Origin of the sequence: Pontibacillus sp. HN14 (assembly GCF_021129245.1) — a bacterium.
Classification (GTDB): Bacteria; Bacillota; Bacilli; order Bacillales; family BH030062; genus Pontibacillus.
On the sequence record NZ_JAJOLR010000013.1, the window covers coordinates 15743 to 31886 of the forward strand.

The 16144-nt window shown below is 36.7% G+C and carries 24 protein-coding genes; 22 read left to right on the plus strand and 2 right to left on the minus strand.

The window, feature by feature from the left end; genetic code table 11:
- Nucleotides 1–15 precede the first annotated feature (15 nt).
- The 13 genes from LQ226_RS20675 (at nt 16) to LQ226_RS20735 (ending at nt 10167) form a co-directional block, all read left to right on the plus strand.
- Nucleotides 16–1941 (plus strand): phage tail tape measure protein, encoded by a 1926-nt coding sequence (locus LQ226_RS20675; RefSeq protein ID WP_231419923.1) that lies wholly within the window; start codon nt 16–18, stop codon nt 1939–1941.
- Between the two features lie 21 nt (nt 1942–1962).
- Entirely contained in the window at nt 1963–3456 is a 1494-nt protein-coding gene (locus tag LQ226_RS20680; protein ID WP_231419924.1) for a hypothetical protein, read from the plus strand.
- A 24-nt stretch (nt 3457–3480) separates the two neighbouring features.
- The gene (locus tag LQ226_RS20685; RefSeq protein ID WP_231419925.1) at nt 3481–4647 is read left to right on the plus strand and encodes a hypothetical protein; all 1167 of its coding nucleotides are present in this window, start codon (nt 3481–3483) and stop codon (nt 4645–4647) included.
- A 2-nt stretch (nt 4648–4649) separates the two neighbouring features.
- Nucleotides 4650–5120 carry a hypothetical protein gene (locus tag LQ226_RS20690; protein WP_231419926.1) on the plus strand — a complete coding sequence of 157 codons (471 nt, stop codon included), beginning with the start codon at nt 4650–4652 and terminating at the stop codon, nt 5118–5120.
- Nucleotides 5121–5307: 187 nt separating this feature from the next.
- Nucleotides 5308–6228 (plus strand): M15 family metallopeptidase, encoded by a 921-nt coding sequence (locus tag LQ226_RS20695; RefSeq protein WP_231419927.1) that lies wholly within the window; start codon nt 5308–5310, stop codon nt 6226–6228.
- Between the two features lie 25 nt (nt 6229–6253).
- Entirely contained in the window at nt 6254–6586 is a 333-nt protein-coding gene (locus tag LQ226_RS20700) for a hypothetical protein (protein ID WP_231419928.1), read from the plus strand.
- Between the two features lie 6 nt (nt 6587–6592).
- Complete coding sequence (locus LQ226_RS20705) at nt 6593–6931, plus strand: hypothetical protein (RefSeq protein WP_231419929.1); 339 nt, start codon at nt 6593–6595, stop codon at nt 6929–6931.
- Nucleotides 6931–7161, plus strand: a complete 231-nt coding sequence (locus LQ226_RS20710) for a hypothetical protein (RefSeq protein ID WP_231419930.1) — start codon at nt 6931–6933, stop codon at nt 7159–7161. The genes LQ226_RS20705 and LQ226_RS20710 overlap by 1 nt, the downstream gene beginning before the upstream one ends.
- Nucleotides 7154–7300 (plus strand): hypothetical protein, encoded by a 147-nt coding sequence (locus LQ226_RS20715; RefSeq protein ID WP_231419931.1) that lies wholly within the window; start codon nt 7154–7156, stop codon nt 7298–7300. Before LQ226_RS20710 ends, LQ226_RS20715 begins: the two co-directional genes overlap by 8 nt.
- A gap of 23 nt (nt 7301–7323) precedes the next feature.
- Nucleotides 7324–7668, plus strand: a complete 345-nt coding sequence (locus tag LQ226_RS20720; RefSeq protein ID WP_231419932.1) for a hypothetical protein — start codon at nt 7324–7326, stop codon at nt 7666–7668.
- 72 nt (nt 7669–7740) lie between these two features.
- Nucleotides 7741–7917, plus strand: coding sequence for a hypothetical protein (locus LQ226_RS20725; protein ID WP_231419933.1), 177 nt, complete (start codon nt 7741–7743; stop codon nt 7915–7917).
- A gap of 446 nt (nt 7918–8363) precedes the next feature.
- Nucleotides 8364–9758: a hypothetical protein gene (locus tag LQ226_RS20730; RefSeq protein ID WP_231419934.1), complete on the plus strand. Its 1395-nt coding sequence runs from the start codon at nt 8364–8366 to the stop codon at nt 9756–9758.
- A 214-nt stretch (nt 9759–9972) separates the two neighbouring features.
- Entirely contained in the window at nt 9973–10167 is a 195-nt protein-coding gene (locus tag LQ226_RS20735; protein WP_231419936.1) for a hypothetical protein, read from the plus strand.
- Nucleotides 10168–10393: 226 nt separating this feature from the next.
- Here the strand turns inward: LQ226_RS20735 and LQ226_RS20740 are convergent, their stop codons facing one another.
- A complete protein-coding gene (locus tag LQ226_RS20740) occupies nt 10394–10684 on the minus strand; it encodes a ribbon-helix-helix domain-containing protein (RefSeq protein WP_231419937.1) in 291 nt (96 codons plus the stop codon).
- Nucleotides 10674–11441: a ParA family protein gene (locus tag LQ226_RS20745; RefSeq protein WP_231419938.1), complete on the minus strand. Its 768-nt coding sequence runs from the start codon at nt 11439–11441 to the stop codon at nt 10674–10676. Before LQ226_RS20745 ends, LQ226_RS20740 begins: the two co-directional genes overlap by 11 nt.
- Before the next feature lie 201 nt (nt 11442–11642).
- Here LQ226_RS20745 and LQ226_RS20750 point away from each other — a divergent pair, with 201 nt between their 5' ends.
- From LQ226_RS20750 to LQ226_RS20790, 9 genes are all read left to right on the plus strand, one after another.
- On the plus strand, nt 11643–12116 hold the full coding sequence (locus LQ226_RS20750; RefSeq protein WP_231419939.1) for a hypothetical protein: 474 nt from the start codon (nt 11643–11645) through the stop codon (nt 12114–12116).
- Nucleotides 12117–12187: 71 nt separating this feature from the next.
- The gene (locus LQ226_RS20755; protein WP_231419940.1) at nt 12188–12457 is read left to right on the plus strand and encodes a hypothetical protein; all 270 of its coding nucleotides are present in this window, start codon (nt 12188–12190) and stop codon (nt 12455–12457) included.
- A gap of 127 nt (nt 12458–12584) precedes the next feature.
- Complete coding sequence (locus LQ226_RS20760) at nt 12585–12827, plus strand: hypothetical protein (RefSeq protein ID WP_231419941.1); 243 nt, start codon at nt 12585–12587, stop codon at nt 12825–12827.
- A gap of 80 nt (nt 12828–12907) precedes the next feature.
- Nucleotides 12908–13306, plus strand: a complete 399-nt coding sequence (locus LQ226_RS20765) for a hypothetical protein (RefSeq protein WP_231419942.1) — start codon at nt 12908–12910, stop codon at nt 13304–13306.
- A 56-nt stretch (nt 13307–13362) separates the two neighbouring features.
- Nucleotides 13363–13683, plus strand: coding sequence for a hypothetical protein (locus LQ226_RS20770; RefSeq protein ID WP_231419944.1), 321 nt, complete (start codon nt 13363–13365; stop codon nt 13681–13683).
- Nucleotides 13684–13696: 13 nt separating this feature from the next.
- Nucleotides 13697–14248 (plus strand): hypothetical protein, encoded by a 552-nt coding sequence (locus tag LQ226_RS20775; protein WP_231419947.1) that lies wholly within the window; start codon nt 13697–13699, stop codon nt 14246–14248.
- A gap of 261 nt (nt 14249–14509) precedes the next feature.
- Complete coding sequence (locus LQ226_RS20780) at nt 14510–15319, plus strand: hypothetical protein (protein WP_231419948.1); 810 nt, start codon at nt 14510–14512, stop codon at nt 15317–15319.
- A 12-nt stretch (nt 15320–15331) separates the two neighbouring features.
- Nucleotides 15332–15643 carry a hypothetical protein gene (locus LQ226_RS20785; protein ID WP_231419949.1) on the plus strand — a complete coding sequence of 104 codons (312 nt, stop codon included), beginning with the start codon at nt 15332–15334 and terminating at the stop codon, nt 15641–15643.
- 65 nt (nt 15644–15708) lie between these two features.
- Nucleotides 15709–16144: hypothetical protein (locus tag LQ226_RS20790; RefSeq protein ID WP_231419950.1), on the plus strand; the 436-nt coding region annotated here is incomplete at its 3' end.

A 16144-nucleotide genomic window follows, 5' to 3' on the forward strand; every position in this document is an offset into this window, starting at 1 on the left:
GGGGGGTGAATGATTATGGCTAATTTACAGTTAAGGATAGACGCTCTGAATAATGCGAGTCGGACAATAAATCAAGTCGATGGTGATTTGAGAAGGTTGGGAGATAGAACAGTAGGTGTAGGACAAGGAATGACAGCAGGTTTAACAGCTCCAATTGCGGCGATTGGGGGTGTGACTACGTTTTGGGCGAATGAGAGTGAGAAGTATACGGCGAGTGTGATTGAGGATTTAAACTTAACGGAAGATGAAGCGAAGAAGGTAGCCGAGACTGGTAAAGAAGTTTGGTTAGATGGTTGGGGTGAAAATTTAGCGCATGTACAAGATAGTTTAGTAGCAGTAAAGAGGGCGAATGAAGATTTGAATGGGGACGCTCTGAAGGACGCTACGAGTGATGTAATGTTGTTACAAGAGAAGTACCAGGAGAGCGCTGGAGTTATTTCAATGTCGACAACGAATTTGAGTAAGAAGTTCGGTGAAACAGAAGACAAGGTAAGGGATATGCTTTATACGTTTTATCAAGAGGGTGGAAATTCGTCAGGTGAAGGTTTAGAGGTACTGAATGAGTACGCACAAGCGTATGAACGTGCGGGATATAGTTTAGAGGGCATGATGTCTGTATTTCTTGAATCGCAGCGAAATGGAGTTTGGAGTTTAGATAAGGTAGGAGATACGGTAAAAGAAGGATTTATAAGTTTAAGTAATATGACAGATAAGCAAAAAGGAATGGTAAGTGAGTTAGGTTTATCTTATAAAGACTTGCAGAGTGATATTAATGCAGGTGGAAAGCAGGCTCAGGACGCTTTTGGAAGAGTGTTAATGGGATTGAGTGCTATGGATAATGAAACAAGGAATATGATTGGTGTTGAGCTATTTAAAACGCAATGGGAAGACGTAAGTGAGACGATTATATTAGGTTTAAATGAAGCGAGTAAGCAGGGTTTGGATAACTTTAATGGGAAGTTGGATGAAGTAAAGAAGAAACGAGATGAAATGGCGAGTGATAGTTGGGCTGAGATAAGTAGAGGGTTTATTGATGCGATCGAGCCAATTGGAAAAGAAGTGTTGGTTATTTTAACGGATTTAGCTGAAGCAGGGTTACCGATTGTACAGTTTTTAGGAAACACTATAGAGAATATGGGACCTGCTGGACGAAAAGCTGTAGTAGGAATAGGGATGTTGATAAGTGGTTTAGGGACTTTGTTAGTAGTAGGAGGTACGGTTATAAATACTGTGGCCGGATTGTTTGGAGGCATGGGGAATTTAGTACGTGTATTCGGACGATTTATGCCTTTAGCTAGGTTGGCAGGTAAGAGATTGTTAGGTTTAATACCTGTGGTAGGTTGGATTATTGTAGCCGTCTGGACGCTGATTGATGTATTTAAGTTTTTGTATAAGAACTGGGATGCAATAACGGATGGTGGATTAAAAATATGGAATGGATTCCTGGATGGATTAAAAGCGATAGGAAAAGGGATAGGAAGTCTATTTACTAATGTGGTAGATGGTGTGATTTGGACCTTTGAAAATGGATTTGGATTGTTGGTAGGAATTGTGAAGTCTCCGATTAATTTGATAATCGATATGATTAATTTTGTGATAAACAAGATGAATCAGCTTAGTTTTACTGTACCAAATTGGGCTGGGAAGAGTATTCCTGGGCTTGAAGCAGGGCAGACGATAGGGGTTAGTATACCTACGATTCCGAGATTGCACCAAGGAGGTATATTTAATGCACCGGTGCCGGGCGGCGAAGGTTACGCCTTGCTAAAAGACGGAGAGCAGGTTATTAATCATAGAGCTGGTGGGAATCAGACGGGATCAGTTTACAAAGGTAAAGATGGTAAGCAGTATGTAAACATAATCTTAAACATTGATGGAAACAAGTTAGTACAAGCGTTGGGAGTACCTTTGGAAGAATTAATGAATATTGAGTTGAGATAATATGATGTGAGGTGAATGAGATTGGAAAAGAATTTAGCGATTGAGATTCAAGGGAGGACTTTTTTAGTAAAAGAGTCCTCTCTTTCTATAAAGAAGGATGTTAAATCTGTACCGACTGTTGAGTTTGTGATTGTAGATAAAGACGGAGTGATGAATAATTTGAACTTCATGGACGGAGAGCAGATTTACATTTATGACACGAGAGGTAGTAAGGATAAACAGAATTGGACTGTGTACTATAGGTGTTTTGTAAGTAAGAGTAAGAAGAGGAAGAGAAAGACGTATACAACTTATACGATAAAGGCTGTTGGACCTGATAAGGTAACGACAGCAAATTTGGTATATAAGGATTACACGGACGTGAGCGTGGATGTGATTATAGACGATTTAGTTAGTATTTACTTACCTCAGCTGAATGGGACGAATGTAGATGTTTCTAGCGTGATTGACTATGAGAACTTTGACAATATAAGGGTTAATGAGGTGTTGAATCGATTGGCTGAAAGGACGAATTCGTTTTGGTACATTGACTCTGAGTTGGTGTTGCATTTTAATAGACTAGGAAGTGATGTGAGTGGGGTTACGATTAAAGACGGTGACATATTAGATGGGGATTTAGATGTTACAACGCATAATAAGAATTATGCGAATACAGTTGTATTTACGGATGCGTGGACAATAGAAGGTGGAAAGGTGTTTGAAACGGTTGGAGATGGAAATACAAGGATTTGGAATATGGAATTTTCGATTTGGAATAAGCCGACTGTATATGTTTGGAGAGATGTAAATAGCCAGTCTGGGGGTTATGAGGAAATGGCTGTAGGAGATAAGGAAAATGAAGATGAGAGTAATATATATAACTTTTATTTTACTAAAGGAGATAAACGGATAACGCAAAATAGCAATGATGATGTGTTACTGTCTGCGGATAAGATAAAGGTTGAGTACGATGGGATGGTTGTTTATGAAGGAAGGGTAACAAGGGATAGTGAGATACAGAAGATGTTGGATAGAAGTGGTGAGGTTATAGGAGAAGTGGTTTACAAGTGTACGGATCGAGTGGTTGGTTTAGCTGCGATTGAGAAAAAAGCGAACGATTTAATTGACTCTTTTGCACAGGACACTGAAACGATTGAGTTTAAGACGAGTAAGGATGGAATTGGATTAGGGCAAACGGTGAAAGTGGATTTAACGAGGGAAACGGTAAGTAGTGGTGAGTATGTTGTAGAGAGTATTGAGTATTTGTATAAGAACGGCTATATGGACTATAAAATACGAATGACAAATGGAACGATACAAGGAAACTGGACGAGTAATTTTAGTAGGAGTGTTGGAGGAGTAGGAAAGAGTAGCATGAGACTAGGAGGTGGGATGAACATGAGTGGGAATCCAATCACACCTCAATTTTCTGGAACTGGAACGAATTTTAATAGTAATAATGTTACGAGATTTGAGGCGAGGGATAGTTTAGTTGTAGAAGATGGGGAACGGAGAGTTTACATTTTAGAAGATTAAGGAGGTGAGAATATGGCGGAACATGTGATTGACACGGTAGAGAAGTGGAACAATTTTAATGATTTATTTAGCGTCGTTGGTGGTGACGTAATAAGGGTTGTAGGGGACTTAGATTTTAAAGATGTGGATTTCAAGCCTTTGACGATAAGAGCGCTAGATGAAGGAGACGTAGAACTATTAGGACCTGTGCAAGGCGAGACGGGAAGTAAGGGTACGTTACGTAATATAAATGTATTTTCGTTTCGGCGGACTGGATTTTTCTACGTAGTGAAAGGGAATTTGACGAGTATAAGAAACGTAGAGATATTGGATTTTAGCTTTAACGTGAATAGTGATTTTGTCTTTTTGATGAGGCAGAAAGGAAACATTAATGGGTCACCAAAAGGAGAAGTAGAAGTAAAACATACAGAGCTGGATGACGTTGAATTTAGAGGGGTAATAGATGTAGGAGATAAAGCGTTTAAGATGGAAACGGGATATTACTATTTTAATGAGGACGGAGAGGAAGAGTATAAGCAGTTTAAGTTTAAGAATATAAAAGAATCTGAATTTGATATGAAGTTGTTTGGTAAGAGAGGATACTTTAGTACAGAAGAGGGATCTTACAATAACACGTATGTTATGTACATGCGAGGAGATAGGTTTGTGTTTATGAACAAATCTGTGAATGACATAGATTGTAATAGGGATTATTTAAATTTAGATATAGTTTGCAAAGACGGAGGGTTTGGAGCGATAAAACTGGTTAACAGCGAGGTATATGGGTATATAGACTCTGATTCTTTGAGTGGAAATAACATGATGTTTCATTCACCTTATAATTCTCTTTTTGATATAGAGTTTTTGAAGATGAGCGGAGGGTCTGATTTTGCATATAGACCTAAGAACTGCGTTTTTAATATTAGTAAATCTGAGTTTTTATATAAGGATTATAGTTTTCACGCGAATGATAAAACGGTTGAGATTGTGAAACCGTTTGGAGAAAGGTTAGATAATAACTGTTTTTACTACATCGGATCTGAAATAAAGATAACGGATGAAACTGGAGTAGTGTACGAAGGACTTTTAACGGAGAAAGATAGCTACTATAACGATAGGGCTATAAATTTAGCTACGTATCGAGACGAAGAGTTTTATAAGAGGGTAGTGGGATGGAATATTTATAATGTAAATAGCAGAGAGAAGGTGTAAGTATGTCTTATTATTTAGATTACATTGATGAATGGTATCCGGAGAATGGGGAATATCCTGATTCTCCGGTTTTTTATAAAGGATTTTTAGTTATGCCGGAGAGGTTGAGGGATAAGCAGGAGACTAGTTGGAAGATGGGGTCGGATGGACCTGAAGTTGATGTACAGAGTACACAAATTGTAGATGGATTAGGGCATGTGTGGAAGATAGATAGACGTTCTCATGCGTATTTAAGAGAGGAGCACAACAATAGACCTGTAATGTATTTAGTAGTGCATAACAGTGTTGGGGATCCATATGCCGTTGAGTATAAGAAGGTAAAAGAGAAAGACATAGAGGCAGGATATGACGTTATTTATTATAGGCAGGAGTATTACCAGATGATACGGCAGGAGGAGATTACAAAGGGTAGTTTGGTAGTACATAAGTTAGATGGTACTCCTTATTCTGGAAAGCTTCTAGATGTATTCTAACACTCCCAAACTAAATCGACTCTAATACACAGTGGGGATTAGACCCTAACAAATAAAAAAGGGATTAGAGAGGGTAATAGACCTTCCTCTAGTCCTTTTATTTGTTTAGGGACCTGAGACAGTAGAAGGGGTTGAGTAAATGGGAAGGGTTAGCTTGAAGACGTTACGTAGGCGAAGTGTAGAGAACATGGGAAAGGTACATTCCGAAGTAAAGCGACGGATTTTGGATGTACAAGAGAAAGCGTATGTGGAAGGGATTAATATGCAAGTATCGAGTGGTTTTAGATCTTTTGCGGAACAAGACGATTTGTATGCAAAGGGTAGAAGTGTTGGAGGTAGTAAGGTTACTAATGCGAGGGCTGGACAATCGATACACAACTATGGCTATGCGATTGATTTCTTTTTAACAAATTGGGATGGATCGAAGGCGTTGTGGAATGTGAATGATGATTGGAGACGTGTAGCCGAGTTGGCCAAGAGTGTTGGATTTAGTTGGGGTGGTGATTGGACAAGTTTTAAAGACTATCCTCATTTGGATTTAAGCTGCGGATTGAGTTGGCAAGATTTTGCGAATGGGAAAAGGCCTAATTTGGATGTGAGTGTGCATGAGAGTAAGGATTTCTTAGAGAACGGTGACGGAGGAAAAGAGGTTACACGTTTGCAGGAGGATTTGATTGACCTTGGATATGATTTGAGTGAGTTTGGAGTAGATGGGGATTACGGAGATGAAACGGAGAAGGCAGTTCGAGCATTTCAAGTGGACTACAAACTTGTGGTAGATGGTGTGTGTGGATCTGAGACGGATAGAGAGGTAGATAAGGCTCTGAAAGGACATTACCCTCCAAAATCTGACGAAGGCGATGTAGAGGGTGTATTTAGGATTTATACGGGTGTATTTGCTGATGTGAAGGATATCTCAGGAGCGTTTGATCGATTGAGTGAAGAATATAGTGGTTGGACGATTTATGTAAAAGCAGATAAAGAAGGTGTGAATCCGAGTTTGAGGTTGGTAACGGGGACATTTAAGAGTAAGAAAGAGGTTGTTTATTATACGTGTGCGATAAAGAATCTGTTTGGTTGGACGGTAAATTACAAAGAGGATAAATAAAAAGGTTGAATTGAGGGGAAGTGAGATGATGTCGAGCGAGGAGAAAGGTATAGTCACTCGGGCTGAGTTTGATAGAGTGCGAGAGGATTTGGATGATTTTAAGAAAGAGACGAGAGATGATCTAAAGGGGAAAGGGTTACAGATTGCGGAGATCCAGAGGCAGAATACAGCTACGATGGTGGATCTGGAGTATATAAAGACGAAGAGTACGGAGACGAAGACGGGGATGGATAAACTGCAGGAGGATTTTAATAAGGCAAATTTTATAAGTAAGGCTAGTATATCGAACAAGATTATTTATACGGGTGTAGGAGGCGTTGTAGCGTTAGCGGTAAAGATGTTTATTGGGATGTTTTAAAAATGGATGTGGGGTGATGGAATGGAAGAGTTGAATTTGTTGAACCAACTTGGATTGGAAGGGCAGCATATAGTTTTTATTTTAGTTGTAGCAGTATTTAGTAAATTGTTGGTGGATGTACTGAAGAATAGCTTTTCGATACGTAAGAATTTACTTCCATTGGTTGGTGTGGGTGTAGGAGTAGGATTGAGTGTTGTATTTAGCTTGTTGCCTATTGTAGAGATTGGTGTAGTTATAGCGTGTGTGTATGGATTGATAGCAGGATTACTTACACCAGGCATACATGAATTGATTAAGAAGCGATTTGGTAAGACAAAAAATGAAGGTAAAGGGGATGTAGTGTAATGAGAAAAGTAGTTAGATTTGAAAAGGATTATCCAAACGGGTTGAAGGTGAAGCGTACAGAGTATTTTAAGACGGAAGATAATCGATTCAAGAAGGTAACGAGTCACGGGGAAGATTTTATTACTGTGGGTGAGATGGAAGAAGTGTTAGAAAACGTAGAGAACGGTGTAGAGGTGGAAGAAGAAGAGGTAGAAGAAGAAAATGATGAGAATGGTGAAGGGGATGAATAAAACGATATTTAACATGGAAGGTCTAACGCTGTTAGAAGAAGGAGAAAAAGTGTGTAAGCCTGATTTTGTCGAATATGTCGAAGCGAATTTTGATGTGAAGGAAGATGAAAACGGGGAAAAGGTATTTACTTTTAAATAATAAATATGAGGAGATGAGGGAAGATGGCACTGGTAACGAATACGATGACAACGGATGATATTTGGACATTAACTAGAAAGACAGAGTTAGAGGTTTTGAGATCTGCTGGAGTTGGAGATGTAGAAGAACTGGATAAAGCTTTAGTGCGATTGGATTTGATAGGTGATATTGAACGAAACTTGAATGAAAACAAAGGATTTAGCTATATAAAGGAGTATAAAGAGGATTTCTTCAAGATGGTTGATGATTATAGTAGGGATCGTATTGGATTGAATACAGAGTTTCGTGAGGGTGTTTTGGAAGAGAAGTATATGTATATCGAAAGCGATAGAGGAAAGGTTAAGATTTCGGTTGGAGAATTAAATTAATAAAGGTGTAGGAACAGGCGTGAAAGCGTCTGTTTTTTCTTATATAATAGGTTGTAGAGAGGTGATTTGGATATGGATAATAGACAAGCAGCTGGGTACATGTTATTAGCGTGTCAGAGGGCAGGATTGAGTAAAGAAAAGACTAAAGAATTGTATTCAACCATGTATTTTATGTTTGATGTTAAGACTGAAGAAGAAGCAGAAGAACAAGGATTAGGTTGGTATCATACTTCGGTTGATGATGATTAATAGTTTAATGATTTAGCAGAGTGAAGCGTCCTATACGTTGTGTAGGGCGTTTTTGTATGCGATTTGAGTCGAACAGACTGTGTATTTTGTTCAACTGTGGGAAAGTTTTTTGGTGAAGTGAATAGAATGAGATTGATAGATTTATGTAAGGTGGTGTAGAATAGTAGAAACAGATATAAATTAAAAGTCGAAATTTACATAAAAATTGAATAATAAAAAAGACTGTGTTGGAAGCACAGTCTCTAGGGGCCTTTTTGGAGCAAAGGCTGTAAGATTTAAAGAATAGGATAAAAGATAAAATCTGTTGGAAGCAGAAGATTATCTTTGTTTAATTAGGTTTGTTTACATTTTATAAAATTATAGAATGTATTGCAAGTATTTTAAGGTATAAATATATCCTTTTGCTCGCTTTTTTACCCCTATAAATTAACTTATAGGGGTATTTTATGGGTATTTTTAGGAAAATAGATAAAAAGAAAAAAGAAAAAATAAATCATTGGACGGACATGTGGTTTTGTCCGTCTAAAAGTTACGGATATGTAGAGATTTCGAACCTTGGAAAGAATTATAGAAGGTTTTACGGGGCGAATGATGTAGAGAAGATGATAGAAGAGACTGGAGAGGTGCCGGAACGATATATAAGTCTGAATGCTTTTAGTTGGGGAAGTAGAAAAGAGGTAGATGTAAAACAGCTTAGAAATATTGGAATAGATGTAGATTTTTATAGTGTAGATAAAGACGGAAATGAGATAGCGGAAGAAGATACGGTAACGGAACCGAAAACGATGAAAGAAGCGTTGGATGATATACAGGCGTTAGTTGTAGAAGGGGTAATACCGGAACCGAATTTGGTGTTAAAAAGTAGAGGAATACAGTTACTTTATTCTATTAACGGAGGAGCAGCGAAGAATATAGGATGGAAGTATAAGTATATACAGAAGCAGTTAACGGAAAGGTTAGCTTGTGTAGGTGCGGATCCGAAGATGAAAACGGTAACAGCGGTAATGAGGTTTCCGGGTAGTATAAACAATCGAAATAACAGTAAAGTCGAGTGGGAAATATGGAATAACGAGAAATATGAATTAGAGGAATTATATGGTTTTTGTGATCCGATTGAAGAACAGACGGATTTTAAAGGGAAGAAAGAGGAGGATGAAGGGGAAAAAGTAATTCAGCTTACGGATGCGGAAGAGTATAGGAATTTGGCAGGGATGTATAAGCTGAACTACGAGAGAATGATGGACTTTGAGAAATTGATAGAGTTAAGAAAAGGAAATATGTCGTACAAGAGAAATACACTTATTTACATGTACGCATTTCATTTTTCGATTTATAACAGAAATAAGGAGGATTTGAAGAATCATTTGAAGGATGTAAGAAAAAGGATACATAGCAAGGATAGGGATGTAATGGATGATGAGGAGTTTAATAGGACGTTAGAAAGTGCACATGAGGGTGCACAGAGGTTTGTAACGCAGTACAAGGCGGATGGGTATAGAATAGTTTTCCGGTGGAACGATGGTATTGTAAAACCTTATTCGTCGTGGAAAATGATAGATAAGTTGAAAATAACGGGTGAAGAGGTGAAATTATTAAAGAGCGTAACGGAAGTACCGAAGGAAGAGCGGAATGAGAAGCGTAAGTTAGAACTTAGAGAAAAGAGAGGATCTGTACCTAAAGAAGTGTATTTAGAAGAACAATCGGAAAAGACAAGGGATACTATAGAGAGATTAAGGAGGGTATTGGAAGAAGAGCCTGGTATTTCGAACAGAAAAGCAGGGAAAAAAATAGGTAAGTCAGATAAACGTGTAAGAGAATTGAAGAAACTGATGAACTGGTAAATTTTAGTGCGTACCTCTTGTCTCTAAACATTTATATGTACACTAATGGTCTACAGAAGAAGCAGGTAATAAAGGTAGGGGACTAGATTATAGGAACGTAGCCGTAGGCGGAGTGGAATAATAAAAAATAAAACAGAAGGAAAGAGAATGGGTTTAGGTGTTTAAGGAGCCGGGTAGGCGACCTCGCGCGCCGATTCTTTTAAGGAGGGATTTGATGGGTGAAGTATTGAAGGTGAATTTTAGGAAAAGGGAAATTTGGAATACGGAGGAATGTGCAGGGTGTTTTAAAAAGGTGGATGATGGTAGTGCTGAAGTAACAATAGTAAAGCTTCCGTACATGGATTCAGATGAGTATATAGCTTTATGCGAGGGATGTTACAAGGTTGCAAAAGGGTACGGAGTGTTTTAATGTTTTATTTTTATAGTGGAAAGGATCCGAAAGTGAGTAAGCCTAGTCCAACTGTTATAAGAACGATCTCGATCATTTTATCACCTCCTAAATTTGAAGAAAATAAGTAAGGCACACTACCATCTACATGTGTTAGTGTGCCTATTTTATGCGATTTTATACATAGTGTTTATGTTTACATATTAGTAACAGTTTATGTCCTCGTAAACTTTTGTTTATCATGTTGTTAAATCTTATCCTCATACCTGTCTAATCCCTCTCGTATCATCTGGTTAATGAACTCTTTTTTGAATCCTCGTCTACCTTTTGCAAGTTTATCTAAACGCTCTATTAGATCATTGTCGATCAGGAACGTGTGACGGGTATGAGTGTCTTCAACTTTCTTTTTGTTATTAAATTTAGATAGTAGATCGTCTTCTTCGTTCACGTTGGTTTCTCTTGGCATAAGTGAACCTACTGCTTTTTCAGGCCTCTTTTTACTTCCCTCTTTTTTCTTCAATGAATCTTCAAATCCCATTTTCATTCAACTCCTTTAAGAATTCTTTATAAGTTTTCATGACTTCTTTAGCTTCTGGGTTGTCTGTAAGACCTAACGCAGGAACTCGCCCTACTACTGCTGTCCTTTTGATAATTGCATTAAAGCATAGGTCTCCAAATTCTTCTTTAACCAAATTGGAATAGTATTTGTTATCAGCTCGTCTTCCATCTATCATACTGCGCAAAATTCCTGCTATTTTTAACTTAGGATTAACCTTTTCTTTTACTACTTCTATTGTTTGCATATAGCTTTTCAGAGAGTTGTAGCAAAATTTACTTGTCTCAAACATGATCAAAACGAAGTCTGAGGTTGTTAAAGAAATTACGGATAACTCTCCCAGAGCTGGTGGGTTGTCGATGATGATGTAGTCGTATTGGTCCTTAACAGACTCTAGCGCTTTATTGAGAACGTGATGGTATTGACCTTTTAGCTTTAAATAAAAATGTTGTGCAAGTGTATTAACGTTTTCATCTCCTGCTAACAGATGTAGGTTATCATCAATTTTTAGGATGTAGGGTGATGCGTCTTCGCTCACTATCGCATCGTAGACGGTAGAATCTTCAAATGTGTATATGTCGTCTTCTCCAGTTAGCAGCTGTGTAAAGTTTCCTTGACCATCCATGTCAATCCCTAGGACTTTATATCCTTGTTGTGCTAGATGATAAGCAAGAATGGAAGATGTAGTAGATTTACCTACACCTCCCTTCTGAATGCCTACACTTATTACTTTTGACATTTTTGTTTACCTCCCTTTTTAAACTTAATTGTGTGTACTTTTATAGTAATACAAAATCTATTTTTAATAAATAAGTAAATAAGAGTAAATGTAAATTTGTTGTTGTGTAAAGTAGTAATTTTATTAAAAAGTTTACGTTTACATGAATGTGTACATGTATGTTTGTGTTTACTAATCATTTTTTATTAATACTACGAGTTGTTGGAGTACATAGATAAAAAGAATCCTAAACATAAAAAGATCAAACTGAAAAATGAGTGCATAGGTGCAATAGGGTATAAGGTTAGAAAATTAGAAAATGAAACAAAGGAGGAATTAAAAGTGATAAAAGAAACAATTAACTATTTAGTAAACGCAGAAGGGTATAAGCAGAAAGAGGTTGCGGAGGCGATGAGAGTAGCAGCAGGGGATCTATCTAAAATAAAAAACGGAAAGAGGGTGAATTTAAAGAAGGAAACGGAAGAAAAGTACATGTATAGGTTAGCAAAAGCAGGTTTTATAGAAATGAAGGAAGATTTTAAATTTAAATTTAAAGAGGAAGATGAAGATGAGGAAGGGAACGCATCTTTTAGTTTCCTAGCAAAAGCGCTGGAGCAGATCAACCAAATGGATCCTGGAGAGTTGGAAAGTTTCCTAAACATAGTTAAAGACTCCCAAACAAAAAAGAGAGCATAAGTGCAGTAGATAATAAGTTAGAAAGTTAGATTGTGCAACAAAAATAAAAAAAATGAAATGGGGAATTGAAAATGACAAAGACAAAGACAGTAAAGGTGAACGGAGATTATTTAGGTGCAGGAAGTGCGTTAGAAAGTAAAGGTTATAAAGAAGTAGGGCAGGTAACGTATTACAAAAAATTTAAAACTGTAACAGAAGATGTGTATGAAGGGCCTAAGGGGGATTTATTTTATATTGTAAGTTTTAATCATTTTAACACTTTTGTGTATAGCGTAAAGATTAGAAGTGTAGCAAGTTTGTCAGATCCGGATGTGGTTTTTTATAAAGATATGAAGTACTAATTAAAAAAAAAGACTCCCAAATACGTAAAAGATCAAATTGAAAATTGAGTGCATAGGTACAGTAGGTAATAAGTTAGAAAGTTAGATTATGCAACAAAAATAAAAAAAACGAAATGGGGAAATTGAAATGAAAATTTTAAGTGTAAACGAAATGAGAGAAGCGAGACTGAAAGGTAAAACGTTAGAGACAGATAAGATATTAGGTAGTGTTACTCATCTTGTAGTGAGAGAATTTGCGGAAGAACTAGCGAATGAGTTGGGTGTACACATAAAAATATATTTAGCTAAAGGACCTGGGATAAGAGATTATAAAAGCTTGGTGTTGGAAGATTTAGAAGGTAATAGGTACTTAGATATAAAGTTTGTTTAATTAAGTAGTTAGAAGGGGCAGCTAGCATGCCATTACTATAAAAATAAAAAAAAATAAAAAAATGAAATGGGGAAATGAAGATGAAAACGATTGATGTGAAGAGTATGAGTGTAGAGGAATTAAAGGAATTAAAGCAAGAGATTACAATAGAACTAGGTGAAAGAGTAGAAAGTAAAAACGTAATACTAGAAGGGGTATGTAAAGGAAGTTCTAAATATCATTTTAGTAAGACGAAACATTGGATTAAGAAGGTAAGAAAGATAGATACAAGTAAAACAAACGGATACGCTTTTGAAGGTGATTTCCTTAAAACAGATGCGGAGAATCTAATAAAAGATACTGATTTTATAGTAGAAAAAACGTGTGGAAATATTTATTTTTATAGGGGTAACAATAAAGAGGATTGCGTTGAAGGAAGTAGAGATAATTTTGTTAGTTTTGTGTTAGAAGCAGATAAGTTTATGCAGAAAAGGATATAGGAGTAAAAAGAGAGGGCTTGGCCCTCTCTACATAATAAATGTGAGGGGTTGTTGGAATGGAAGGGACTTTGGGTGGAAAGAGTGGGGTTTTAAACTTAGAAAATGCAGATTTTAATATGTATTTATGCAAGATGCAAGAAGGTAGGAAGGATACATTTAATAACTTAGCTAATAACGTTTTTCTGCAAATAAAACTTAGAAATTTGAAGGACATGGGGAATTTGTTTTTTATAGATTACTACTATATAAACACTTTGGATGGTAAGAAAGAAGAAGGGACAGTGTTGGGAATAACGCAGGACCTGGATTTGTTTAGGGATAAGGTTAAAAAATGGGTAGTGGAAGCAGAAATGGTTAGTTATAAGGTAGTTTATTAAATAAAAAAATGAAATGGGGAAAAATAAAATGATGAAATTTGTAGGAGAAAAAGGGAAATACGATGTTTTTGATATAGGCAGAGGAAAAGCAGCTATGCACAATAGAAACAAACCACAGCAGGACAATGATCGTTTCGTATTTATAGTGAGCATGAAGGACGTAAATGAGCTGGAAGGAATTGAAAAAGCAACAAGGAAAACTAGAGGGGAAAAGAGTATTTATGCGTATATGCAAAATAAAGAAAAAGAGACAACGTTGTTGCATAGAAAAGTTGTTGGGTTGGAAAAGGGTGTAGGAAAGGGCTACGAAGTACATCACGCTAGAGAATATGAAGGATTGCAGAAGAGTTTAAATAACAGTAGGACAAACTTGTTTATCCTTAACAAGGACGAACATAGGACGGTTCATAAAAAAGAAAAGGAGTGGGGTTGGAATAAGACTAAGAAGTTCTTGGAGATGAGAGATGAGAGGAATAGGCAGGATCTGGGGTTAATGTGTCGAGAAGATTTTTTGCGAGATGAAGAGGTAGAAGGAGATTTACCAGATTTCTTTGTTGAAGCGTAAGTAAAATAGGAGGTGAATAGGTGGTTATGCAACTGTACTTTAGTAACAAGTGTATTGCAGCTGTAGTATAGTTACGTTTTTAAGATTAAAAGTCATATTTTTTTAGTTTTAAAAATGTAACTATACTACGCGTAATATACGGTGAAATAAGGCTTGTATAAAAACAGAGGGTAGGTCTATTTCTTGATTGGATGTTGAAAGTGGTGAAATGAGATCGTCCTGAGAGAGGGAGTGATTCATGTGCGTAGTATAACTATAAAAATGACGGATGAAGAGTATGTAAAATACAAGGGATTTGTTACAAAGAACGGAGGGGAAATGTGTGCCTCCGGCCGAGTAATGCTAATGGATGCGGTAGATAACGAAAGTGTAGATTTGGTAAGGGTAGGTAAGGCTCCGAAACGTGGTGCGGATGGAAAGTATGAAAGTGAGGAAGAGGCACTGAATGACTATAAAGAGGTGAAAGGGTTTGACAGTAAGAGTGAGTTATATAGTGCGTTAAGTGTTAAAAGTAAAAAGATGTATAGGCTAAAATGGAGTAATAAGAACAGGACAAATACGGTAGAAGAAATAAAAATAACAAGATTTGATGATGAATATGTTTATTATACGCAGAAGGTAAGTAGAGGTTGGGGAACGGAAAAGAGAATAACACTTAGAAATGCAGAATTGACTTTATGCGATATTTTAGGTGTACCTCATACGTTTGAAGGGTTTAAGGGTCTGGTAGAAAAAATTTGTAATGAGGAGTACGGATTTGAATATATGCCGATTTTGAAGTTAACAAGTTCAGACTTGCATAGAATAAATTATTTTAGTAGGTATAACTTGGCATGTAGAGGAAGTAAAGTTGGGGATAGGGACGTAAGTAAAGCAATTGGAAAGATAAGAAAAACGGGGATATATAAATATGATGTGTATAGGTTAAAGTTATTTTCAGATTTGGTAGAAGAGCGTAATAGAGATACTAAATTGTATAACATTTTGAGGAGAGACTACTTAACAAAGGAAAGTATGAGAGAGATTGAAGATCAATTCAGGATACTAAAGAAAAATATATTAAATAAGTAGGAGGTGAAGAGGATGCATTTAAATAAGAAAGAAATTGAAAAAGCTTTTAAGGAAGGGGAATTGGATGCACGTCAAGTTTTTGAATACTGTTATATCATAGAATTACCTCATCAAATTTCTAAATCTATTGTGAAAAGATACGGAGGTGAGAATAAGAGAAATAAAGACGCTCTGGAACGTGTAGAAAAATTAAACAGAAAGCAAGAATTGGAATTTGGATGGACGAAAGAGGATAGAAATAAATTTAAAAAGAAAAAAGGAAATGGTAGTAAAGTAAACATAAAAACTAAAGGTAAAGGTATTAGTGTAAAGGTAAACAAGTAATAGGGGTGTACATAATAGGGGGAATTGGAATGGGAAAAATTATAAATATAAAGGAGAGGTTAAGGATGGAAAAAGTGGTAGTGGAATTTGGATATAAAGTGGAAGATGGAAAAACGAAGTTTTGTGCTGTGTTGGTGCGGAACGGTAGAACGGAAGAAGAGGAGTTTACAGAAAGAAGTGAGGAGCAGAGTCAGTACATAGCTGGAATGAACGCTTTTTGTCTTGCGGCTAAGGTAGTAAAAGAATTCTCGGAAGATACTGGATTTTTAATTGGAGAAGTAGAGTATAGGTCGGTACAGCAATATTTGGACCTGTGGGTTAAGAAAGGAAAGAATAAGAAGTATACAGAGCAGATCAATTTTATTAATTCCTGTCATACGGAATTAGGTTTGGAAGACTTTGCGTATGTACAACAAAAGGGCGGAAGAGAAGGAAAGAAAAATAATTTGGCGCTGGTGGAACTGTACAACAATAAAAAAGGTGTAGATCCGTTTGAGTACT